This is a genomic window from Streptococcus caprae, assembly GCF_042649745.1.
GTDB lineage: Bacteria > Bacillota > Bacilli > Lactobacillales > Streptococcaceae > Streptococcus > Streptococcus caprae.
Map to the genome: position 1 here is coordinate 1 of NZ_JBHRZV010000031.1, position 2,372 is coordinate 2,372.

Here is a 2,372-nt window from a genome sequence, read left to right on the forward strand (position 1 = left end):
CAAAAAGCATCAATGCTATTGATTATCATACTATTCAGAGTTCGTTGCTGCTCGTATCTAATATCCTGTTCAACCCTTGTCAACAAAGATGTCATAAAACGAGAAAAGAAAAAATCCCTGGCATCGTAATTTTTTAGAACTCTCTCACCACCAATAATATTAGTTACTTGTGAAAGGTAATTCTGATTAGACTTAGATTTTTGCTCAGAAATTTGGTCTAAGGCTTTGCTACCAATACCACTACAAAGTGCAGGAACAGAATAAAAACAGATAAACACTAAGCCCAGCCCAAAATTGGTAGCTAGGGCATATATCATAGAAACAGTCGTAAAACCTAGCGATGAAATGATAATAACTGCAGGTTCAAGATAAGAAGTTTCTAATTGTTTAACATCATTTTCAAGATGAGATAAAATATCTTTGCTATCCCTGTGTTTATTATAAAGAAAATGCCCAAAGAGTTTGCATTTCATGGTCAATGTAAAATCAGCCACTATTCTCGCATAATAATAACGTTTTCCAGCTAGTCCAATAAGGAGAATTAAATTTCCAAAAATTCCCACAGCAAGAGCCAACCATAACTTATCAAGAGATCTCTTTTCAAAACTCGCCACAATCATTGATACTAAGGTCGGTGTGATGATAGCCTCTAGCCAAGTTATACCGATAAAACTAAAATACAAGATTAAATACTTTTTTGAAATGAATTTATTAAGCATATCTGATAAACCTTTCAAAATTATTCACTAATTTTGATAAAGTATCCTTATCCTTACTTAGCTCAATGATCTTATAAATACAGTATTCCATCAAATCTTGTTTTTTACACTCTATAAATGTAGCTTTCTCTGATATTATTGGTGAATACCCTTCAATCATGTTCGCCACACATTCCATGCACATTCCCTTACACCAACATTCTTTGCACTTAGAGAAATTCTCTTTATTATTGAACAGTGAGACTTTATCACTATTGTGAGTCCCCCAAAATCTAAAACAAGATTTGGATGTTCCATCTACATCAAATGTCATAGTAGTTTCTGGATCAATATCATCACAGAATGATTCAGTCTTACTTTTAAAAATCATTGAAAGTAAAACATCGTATACTATGGGGCTAATATAGTTTTTTACGTTATTATTGATAATATCCTCGAGAGACTGTTCGATAAATCGTTTTCTATTGTCTAAAGTCATCTCCATTTCTTTAACTACAAGAACTTTATTTTTACTGAATACATTATTTATATGAAATCTAACATCCATATCTGTGAAATATTTATATATGACTTCTTTTGGATAACCAAGTTTTTGGTGCATGCGCGTATAAGTTGAAGCAACCTCAAAATTTTCATAATCTATTTTTTTTAAATACTCAATAAACTTCAAAGTTCGTCTATGACTCCCCTTACCTCTTAATTTATCATGAATCAGCTGTGGACCATCAAGACTGACAGTCAAGAAAGGGTGATATCTGTCAATCATCAATTTAACTTTATTATTTAATACTGTACCATTGGTAACTGTCTCAACTTTCTTAATCTCAATTGTTTTTGAGAGTTCTTCAATAAGATAAACAAATACATCAATATTTAAAAATGCTTCCCCTCCAAAAAGTATTAATCTTTTTATAAATCGAATCCCATTGTTATTGATTTGTTCAATAATTTTGTTTGCAGTAGTAATTTCCATGAGCTGATTTGTCATTCCATAATTACCACCATCAGCATAACAATATACACATGAAAGATTACAACTATTTGAAACGTTAATTACTACTTTTCTCAAAATACTGCGATCATTTTCTTTATTAATCTCGATACCACATTCATCTGAAGAAGTTGAAAGAGTAAAGTTTTCGGAATTAAAATAATAAGTGTCGGACTCTGTTATAAATGTCTTTAACATGTTACTCTCCTATCAAAAAGAGAGGGAATATAAATCCCTCTAACAATAAAAGCAAGACGGGGATTATCCACCTCCACCGCAAGAATGACTAGGACCACAATCATGAGCAAGATAGCTTGATTTATTGATCAGTAATTCTTCCAAATCGATAATTTTTAAATTATCCATCTTAGTGTCCTCCTCTATTTGATAATAGGATTATAGCATTTCTATCTTTGAGCGAGATTTCTTTCCCATATCTGCTGACTAGTCATTTTCAGCTAAAACTTTTTCTAAATGGCCTTCATAAATCTTTGCTAAGTGGTTACTGCCTGCTAATTTCATTGCAGCGATACACTTTTTCATTTCAATAATTGCTTCACAATGAAAAGAACCCCTTATAATGGACAGTATAAAAAGTACTATACTGTTCTTATAAGGAGGTTCTTTTCTCATGGCTAAAAAAGGAAGTAAATTTACAAAGT

Annotated in this window: 3 protein-coding genes and 1 pseudogene; all 4 read right to left on the reverse strand. The window is 31.6% G+C overall.

What is annotated here, in order from left to right; translation table 11 throughout:
- Window positions 1–719: ABC transporter transmembrane domain-containing protein (locus tag ACFORF_RS04605; RefSeq protein WP_380425939.1), on the reverse strand; the 719-nt coding region annotated here is incomplete at its 3' end.
- Window positions 712–1,908: a streptosactin maturase GggB gene (gene gggB / locus ACFORF_RS04610; RefSeq protein WP_380425937.1), complete on the reverse strand. Its 1,197-nt coding sequence runs from the start codon at window positions 1,906–1,908 to the stop codon at window positions 712–714. The genes gggB and ACFORF_RS04605, both read right to left, overlap by 8 nt.
- Window positions 1,909–1,971: 63 nt before the next feature.
- Window positions 1,972–2,076 carry a streptosactin gene (gene gggA / locus ACFORF_RS11170; protein ID WP_423191654.1) on the reverse strand — a complete coding sequence of 35 codons (105 nt, stop codon included), beginning with the start codon at window positions 2,074–2,076 and terminating at the stop codon, window positions 1,972–1,974.
- Between the two features lie 78 nt (window positions 2,077–2,154).
- Window positions 2,155–2,372: pseudogene (locus ACFORF_RS04615) on the reverse strand (hypothetical protein); the annotation flags it as partial.